Origin of the sequence: Psychroflexus salarius (genome assembly GCF_900129035.1) — a bacterium.
Classification (GTDB): Bacteria; Bacteroidota; Bacteroidia; order Flavobacteriales; family Flavobacteriaceae; genus Psychroflexus; species Psychroflexus salarius.
On the sequence record NZ_FQTW01000005.1, the window covers coordinates 202,821 to 211,068 of the forward strand.

Here is an 8,248-nt window from a genome sequence, read left to right on the forward strand (position 1 = left end):
ATAGCAAATTGAAAACGTTCAAAAGTGAAGTTATTTTGTTGTTGAATATTAATCTTAACTACAATGAAAAAATCATTACTTTTATTTTCTTTTTTAATTTCGGCTGCATGGTGTAGCATACATGCACAAAATGTCAACATTCCTGATGCTAATTTTAAAGCTTATCTTGTTGGCGATTCAGCAATTAATACCAATAGCGATAGCGAAATTTCAGTTGCTGAAGCCCAAGCTTTTTCTGGTGAATTATTAATCAATGGATTATCCATTTCAGATTTAACCGGTATTGAAGCTTTTGTAAACATTACACGTTTAGATTGTTATAATAATAATTTAACGTCGTTAGATGTTAGTAATAACCTTGCCTTAACACGTCTTCACTGTGCTGCTAATCAAATTGAAACGTTGGATATTAGTGCAAATACTTTAATTACAGATATTCAATGTCACAATAATGGTGTTTTATATCAATTAAATATAGCTAATGGTAATAACAGCAACTTTAGCTATATGAAAGCTTATGGTAATAGTTTGTCATGCATTCAAATTGATACTGGTTTTACGCCACCTGCAGATGCCGGAATATACAGCCAAGGTTGGACCAAAGGTAACTCAGCAATTTATGGCGACGATTGTGTTGCTCTTAATCAAGTAGTAAACATCCCTGATGCCAATTTTAAAAACTTTTTAGTAAGCGATAACAACATCAATTTAAATGGAGATGCTGAAATAACGATGGCAGAAGCGCAAGCTACAACTGAGTTAATTATGAACGGTATCGGTATTGCAGACTTAACAGGTATAGAAGCTTTTACCAATTTAACGCGTTTAGATGTGCCTAATAATAGTTTAACTACTATAGACGTGAGTAATAACTTATCATTAACACGTTTGCATGTTGGTTTCAACAACTTAACAAGTTTAGACATACGTTTAAATACAAATATTGATGAATTGTTTTGTCATGAAAATAGTGCATTAGAAACTTTGTTGATCTCTAACGGAAATAATAGCAATTTCATTTATATGAAAGCATACAGTAATCCAAATTTAACATGTATTCAAGTAGATGCTGCCTTTTCACCACCAGCAAACAGTGGTCAGTATAATGTAGGTTGGACTAAAGATGGTCAAGCAAGTTATAGCGAAAATTGTATACCAGCAGTTTATTATGTAGATGCAAATGCAACAGGCGCAAACGATGGTAGCTCATGGACAGATGCTTTTACAAACGTAACAGACGCTTTAGCACTTACCGATTTAAATGATGCTGTTTGGGTAGCAAAAGGAACGTATACATTAGCAGATAAAAATACTCCAATAGCCGTTAGTACAAATGAGGTGGATATTATTGGAGGTTTTGCAGGAACCGAAACGACCTTAGCTGATAGAGACTTAACAGCTATACATACTACAAATGCAACCATTTTTACAGGTGATATTAATGGTGATGATATTGATGGAGATTTCTCATCGAATAAAAGCGATAATGCAGAGCGTTTATTTGAACTAAGAACAAGCAACGTCACTTTTGATGGTATTATTTTTGAAAACATTTACGATACTTCACAATCTGGTGGTGTTGAAGAAAGCGGTGTCATATTTATACCAAATAATTTAAATGTTAATAACTTAAAAATTAAAAATTCGGTATTTAGAAATAACTATTCTAATGGGTATTTACTAAAAATTAGAAAGTTTAATCAAGGATTACTAATTGAAAACACCAAGTTTATAAATAACACTATTATTAATATGGGATTGGTTTATGTACAATCTGATAGTACAAACGGCTATATTTTTACACGTTGGGCAAACGTTTTGGTAGCAGATAATGATATTAATCTTTCAGCATTAAACATTTTTAGAGAAGATTTTAACAATGGAAATACTTTAGATGTTGTAATTAACAATAGTACGTTTGTTAATAATGATTATAGTGGTACTTATGGTAATTCTATAATCGCATCAGGCAATGGAAGTGTAAATCTAAATGTCAATAATTCTATCTTTTGGCAAAATACTGTTAATGGTGCAGCAGCCACTAGAGATATTTCCGACGGAATGAATTCTACTTACGATGTGTTTATTAGAAATTCTATTGCAAATGTAGCCTCAAACGCGGGAACTAACGGAACTTTTAATGCTACAAATGTAAACACTTTAAATCCTGCAACTGATAATTTAAATTTAGATGGCGACTATAAACCAACAGCGATCTCTACTTATATTATAGATAATGGGGATAATTCATTTTACGATGTGGCTTTATTTGGTGATTTAGATTTAGCAGGTAACGATAGAATATTTAACAGTACAATAGATCTAGGTGCTTATGAATATGATTCAACATTAGGAATAGAAGATGTTAATTATTCAAATATCTCTATTAAGTTATATCCAAACCCAACAACACATAATATAAATGTGAAGTCTGATGAACGTATTAAATCTTTAAAAATTTACGCACTAAACGGTAAAGCTTTAAGAGAAACTAAAAACCATAACAGTTTAAATGTTTCAGACTTGCCATCAGGAATATATATTCTTAAAGTTGAAACTTCTTCAGGAACTGCTGTAAAAAAGTTTATTAAGCAATAAACAAACTATTTTAAAATGATAAAGGCTCACTAAATTTAGTGAGCCTTTTTATTTGCTTTTAATTTTGAAGATGATTTTTATAAAAAAGTCTCTCTAAGTAAGGCTGTAAAATCATCCTTACGTGACCTAGATATAGGAATATGTATGGTATTGTCTAGAAGAATATAGTCGCCATCTTTCTTAATAAATTCTGTCATATAATTTAGATTAATTAAGTAGGAACGATGTGGCTTAAAGAAGAATTTATTTTGAGATAATTGCTCCACAAAATGCTTCAAGGGTTTACAGATTAATCGCTTTCTTTGATCTTTTAAGATAACATTGGTGTACATGCCATCAGCTTCAAAATATAATATTTCATCAGGTTCAGCAAAAATAATCCCATGTGGGACTTCAAGCGCAATTTTTTTCACTTTTAATTCATTGAGTGCATTTTGCAAACTTTTTATTTGAGAGCTTAACCTATTTTGTTCAATTATTTTAAGGGCTTTATTTATAGCAATTTCAAGTTCGTCGGGATCTATAGGTTTCAGTAAATAATCGACAGCCGATAGTTTAAATGCTTCCGTAGCATATTGCTGATAAGCCGTTGTAAAAATGATTTTAAAAGGATATTGTTCTAAATCAATATGATCTAATATTTCTAACCCTGAATACTCAGGCATCTCGATATCTAAAAAAACAATTTTTGGAGCTTCTTTTTTTATAATATCAATGCCTTCTAGAAGATTGTTTGCAGTAAATAATTGATCTACTTTTAAACTTAAATCTGCTATAAGCTTCTTTAATAAGCTTTGTGCCTTAGCCTCATCATCAATTATTAGTATCTTCATTTTAATAAGGAATATGTATAGTTACTTTTGTACCACCTATTTTGTTGTCTTTCGAGATGTCTTCTATAGAGATTTTGATTTGATTAGTGTTAATTCGATTGTATAAATTAACACGTTCGTTATTAGCTGTCATAGCAAAAGAGGCAGGCTTGTTTAGACGTTTTTGATTAATTTTCATGGATTCATCTCGACCAATTCCATTATCAATAATTTCACAAACTAAACTACTATTTTTTATAGATTTAAAATTGATTTGTAAAATTCGATTGTCTTTTTTGTGCAATAATCCATGTTTAATTGCATTTTCAACATAAGGTTGAATAAACAATGATGGAACTTTAATTTTCTCCTGTTGAAGTGCTTGGTCTACAACAATATTGTAAGTTAAAGTATCTTCGAATCTAAGCTGTTCTAACGACAAGTAGAGTTCTAATGCTTGAAGTTCTTCTTGAAGATTAATCGTATTTTTTTGACTATGATTTAGGTAAATACGTACTAATCTCGAGAATTTAATCAAGTACTTACTTGCTAATTTTTTTTCATTAGCTAAAATATAATCTTGTATAGAATTTAAAGCATTAAATATGAAGTGAGGATTCATTTGCGAACGCAAATTTTCTAATTTTAAGAGGTTTACTCTAGATTCTAAAATTGCTTTTTTGAGTTCTTCTTCCTTCTTGAAATTTCTTCTCTTACTGATGAATTTATAGATAATTAAGATGACTAGTAAGGTTAAACCTATGACAAGAGTCACGAACCACCATGTCTGCCAATAAGCTTTTTTGACCGTAAACTGATATTCAGCAATATCTTTACTAAAGTCATTGTTGTAAACCGTTTTGGCTTTAAAACTGTAAGATCCAGGTGGTATATTAATGTAGTTTACACTTTGTATACCAACACCAGTATAACTCCAGTCGGCTTCGTACCCTCCAAGTTTGTAAGCATAACTATAAAGCTGATTTGCATTAAGTCCATTTGCTTGAAAGGTAAATTTAATATCCCTTTGGTGGTATTCCACAGTATTATTACGGTTTATTGTCTCATGGTTGTTTATCCTTACTTGATTGATACGAGGTTGGGGTATTGTGTAATTGTTAGGAGAGTAAAATGCCGCATCTTTAAAGTATAATAGTTGGTTTTTAGTTTCAATTAGTATTGAGTTTCCCACACTCATTAGTTTATAAAAATGAGAATCGTAATTGTTAAATATGTCGAGCAGCTGCAAACTATTTCTAACTTCATTATAAACATAAATATTATTCGAAGTTGAAATCCAAAGACGCTGTTGTTGGTCAACTGCTATAGAAGCAATTGTTTTGTTCTTGAGTTTATTTTGAAGCTTGAAAGCTTGAATATTTCCTTGTATTGAAATTTTATAAAGTTTATGATCAAAGGTAGCTATCCATGTATTGCTCGATTTTGAATTAGCAAATTGAGAGACGTATATATTGTCTAAAACCTTTTGTGTTTTTAATGTTTCGAGATCATAGATTTTTAAACCTTCAACGCTACTTACAAAAACTTGTTTTGAAGTTTTATTATAATAGCCAGTATTAGGCCTAATCGAATCTAATAAATAGTCCGCTGTTTCGGTTTTAATAATACTTTTATTATAAGGTAAATATAGTAAGCTGTCTTTACTAATTGCTTGAAGTGCTTTGGCCACAGCATATTTGTTCCCTAAATTTTTTACTTGCTTTGAATTTAAATTATAGCTAAATGATGCTTCATTGGTACAACTTATTATTAATTCGTTACTAGCGGCTAGGTAAAGCATCTTACCAACATTAAGATCATGAGGTAACACTACATGATCTTCAATATTACCATTTTGTAAGTTTTTAATTATAAATTCACCCTTATTGTTGGCAACGGCAATCTTATTTTCATTAATACGGCATAGTTCATTTATTGAGCTCTTATTAAAATTTAAATTAAGCGTTAAAAATTGAAAGTTTTTTATAATAAAAATTCCATCATTTAAACTCGTATACCAATAATTATTATTGAAATCGCGAATAACATCTGTAATTTGATATGTTGCTAAGACATGTTTTTTGACGATAAGCTTATCAGCTTCTATATCGACTAAAAAAGCACCATTTTTTGTTAATAGCCACTGTTCTTTACCAATTTGTTTTGATTTAATTATACTTGTTTCACTAAGCTTTTCATCTAACTCAAAAAATTTAGCAGATTTAATATGGTAAAGTTGATTGTGTTTAGCTGTAATCCCATAAACATAAACATCACCTTGAATTGTAAGTAATTGTGCTTTTTTTTGACTAAAGTTAAATCGTTTAAGAACAGATTCAGATTTAAAGTCTTTTAGATGTCCTAATTGGTTGATGTAATAGTTTTCATTTCCAGTTGAAATACTACTGATTGCCTGATCTTTAGTAATTTTTTTCACCTTAGAATCTGGTGTAATCTTGAAAATTCCTTTTTCTGAAAAGAGTTTAATATCCTTTTCAATATAAAAGTTTGCTAGGTCGCCGCCTAATTCTTTTTTTAAGTCAGCTTGAAGTTTTGGATTTATAGATTGATAGTTAATTTTAAAAAGTTGTCCGTAAATATTATTATACCAAATATTGTATTGATTTAAGCTTAAGTTAAATACTGCATTTCCTTTTTGTTTGGAATGTCTAATATTTGTGAACGCTTTACCATCATATGTAGATAAACCTTGATCTGTAGCTAACCAGATCTTATGGTTTTCATCTTCAATAAGGCTATATATGGTTGATGTTGGTAGACCAGCAGTTTCATCAATCTTTTGATAGGCCGGCTTGTCTTGACTTATAGCAAATTTGCTCAGCAGTAAAGCAATCCAAAAATATGTGATAAGGTTTTTCAAATAGAGGTTTTTATCTATCTTTCAAAAATAGATTATTCTCATCATTTTTGGCTTTACTTTTTTTAAATGGCGCCTAAATATTGCTAACTAACTTTAATGACATCTTTAAGCTTTGTAGTATAGGCTTTAGAAAGGTGTTCTTGACGCATTTTCCAGATTTTTTGTAGGTCTTGACCTCCAAATTTAACACTGTGTTTTCCCCAATGACTATTCAGTTGGTCAATATGTTGCATGAGCTTGTGGTGTCTTGGGTCTTCTTCACTAAAAAGGCATATTTGTTTAGACTTTTCCGGGCTTAATCCCATTACCATCACACCAGCTTTTTTGTACTTATATTCCGGTTTATAAATCGCTCTTAAAGCTGTAGTCGCATACTTGACTAAACTAATGCTCGAATTGGTTGGCTGTGTTGTTTTAATCGTAATTCCGTTGCTGTATTGCGGGGCGTTAGTGTTAAACCGATTGCTTTTTAAAAAGACGTAAATCAGCTCACAGCAACTCTCTTGTCGACGTAGTTTTTCGCCACAGGATACGGCAAAGCTAGTCACACGTTCTTTGATGTAGTCAAAGTCATTATATTCATAATCAAAGGATCGGGTAGTGGCAATGGCTTTTTTATGAGTCACATCATCAAGTCCCAAGGTGACTTCTCCTTCAAGTTCCTTTTTAAGACGCAAACCCACAACACTCATGTGTTTACGGGTCCAATCGTCTGTTAGCTGGGTAAATTCATAGGCTTTATGTAAGCCTAACTGTTGCAGACGTTTAGCATGTTGTTTCCCAATTCCCCAAATATCTTTAATGTCTAACCATTTTAGGGCTTTAATTCGCTGTTCTTCCGAACGCATGATATAAACACCATTAGTGTGTTTAGGAAATTTTTTAGCAATGCGATTAGCCAATTTGCTAAGAGACTTTGTAGGCGCAACACCAATACTTATCGGAATTCCAGTACAGCGCTCAATCTTAAGCTTCATCTGTTCCAAGTGTTGCTGTAAATTAATGTGTTCAAACCCATTAAACCTCAAGAATGCTTCATCGATGCTGTAAACCTCAACGTCAGGAGTAAACTCACTTAGGATATTCATAACGCGTGCACTCATATCGCCATAAAGCTCGTAATTTGAAGATCTTACAGCGATATTTAAGCGCTTAAATGTTTCCTTAAACTTAAAAGCTGGAGCACCCATCGGAATACCTAAATTCTTAGCCTCATTACTACGTGCAATCACACAACCATCGTTATTAGATAAAATAACAAGAGGTTGGTAGCGTAATTCAGGCTGAAAAACCCGTTCGCACGAAGCGTAAAAATTATTACAATCAACTAACGCAAACATGAGACTTGTAAAGGTTTAATAACGGTGGTTACTACACCCCAAATATTAAAGTCGTCTTCAGGAGTTACTTCAATAGGTTGGTAAGCCTCATTTTCAGGGACTAAATATACATTCTCTTTAAGAATGTGCAAGCGTTTTACAGTAAAGTCGCCATTAATGAGGCATACCGCAATTTGTTTATGCTTGGGCTCTAAGCTACGGTCTATAATTAAGTAGTCGCCATCGCTTAAGCCGGCGTTAATCATGCTATCGCCGCTAACACGGCCAAAAAATGTAGCATTGGGATGCTGTATAAATGTTTTATTAAGGTCTATACTTAAATCAATAAAATCATCGGCAGGACTTGGAAAACCTGCGCTAATACCGTTTTCTGTAATAGGTAATTGCAACCTACTTGTCGCATCAATTTTTTTAATATCTGTAATTACAGTGTGTGGCATGAATCCTTTTTTTATCATTTCAAAATTAGGATTTATTCCTTAATAAAGGAAATAATCCAAAGTATTTAACGTCTGTTGAAATAAAAAAAGCGACACTCAATATTGAGCATCGCTTTTAACTTTGGTTAGGGTATTATTTACTATTTCAGTTTCTTAATGCCTAAAAAAGCACCCACA

The 8,248-nt window shown here is 31.8% G+C and carries 5 protein-coding genes; 1 reads left to right on the plus strand and 4 read right to left on the minus strand.

What is annotated here, in order from left to right; all coding sequences use genetic code 11:
- The first annotated feature begins 63 nt into the window (after window positions 1–63).
- On the plus strand, window positions 64–2,598 hold the full coding sequence (locus BUB82_RS08090; RefSeq protein WP_073193110.1) for a T9SS type A sorting domain-containing protein: 2,535 nt from the start codon (window positions 64–66) through the stop codon (window positions 2,596–2,598).
- Between the two features lie 77 nt (window positions 2,599–2,675).
- Here the strand turns inward: BUB82_RS08090 and BUB82_RS08095 are convergent, their stop codons facing one another.
- From BUB82_RS08095 to BUB82_RS08110, 4 genes are all read right to left on the minus strand, one after another.
- Window positions 2,676–3,431 carry a LytR/AlgR family response regulator transcription factor gene (locus tag BUB82_RS08095; protein WP_073193111.1) on the minus strand — a complete coding sequence of 252 codons (756 nt, stop codon included), beginning with the start codon at window positions 3,429–3,431 and terminating at the stop codon, window positions 2,676–2,678.
- Between the two features lies 1 nt (window position 3,432).
- Complete coding sequence (locus BUB82_RS08100; RefSeq protein WP_073193112.1) at window positions 3,433–6,291, minus strand: sensor histidine kinase; 2,859 nt, start codon at window positions 6,289–6,291, stop codon at window positions 3,433–3,435.
- An 83-nt stretch (window positions 6,292–6,374) separates the two neighbouring features.
- On the minus strand, window positions 6,375–7,631 hold the full coding sequence (locus tag BUB82_RS08105; RefSeq protein ID WP_073193113.1) for a Y-family DNA polymerase: 1,257 nt from the start codon (window positions 7,629–7,631) through the stop codon (window positions 6,375–6,377).
- The gene (locus BUB82_RS08110) at window positions 7,619–8,071 is read right to left on the minus strand and encodes a LexA family protein (protein WP_073193114.1); all 453 of its coding nucleotides are present in this window, start codon (window positions 8,069–8,071) and stop codon (window positions 7,619–7,621) included. Before BUB82_RS08110 ends, BUB82_RS08105 begins: the two co-directional genes overlap by 13 nt.
- Between the last annotated feature and the right edge of the window lie 177 nt (window positions 8,072–8,248).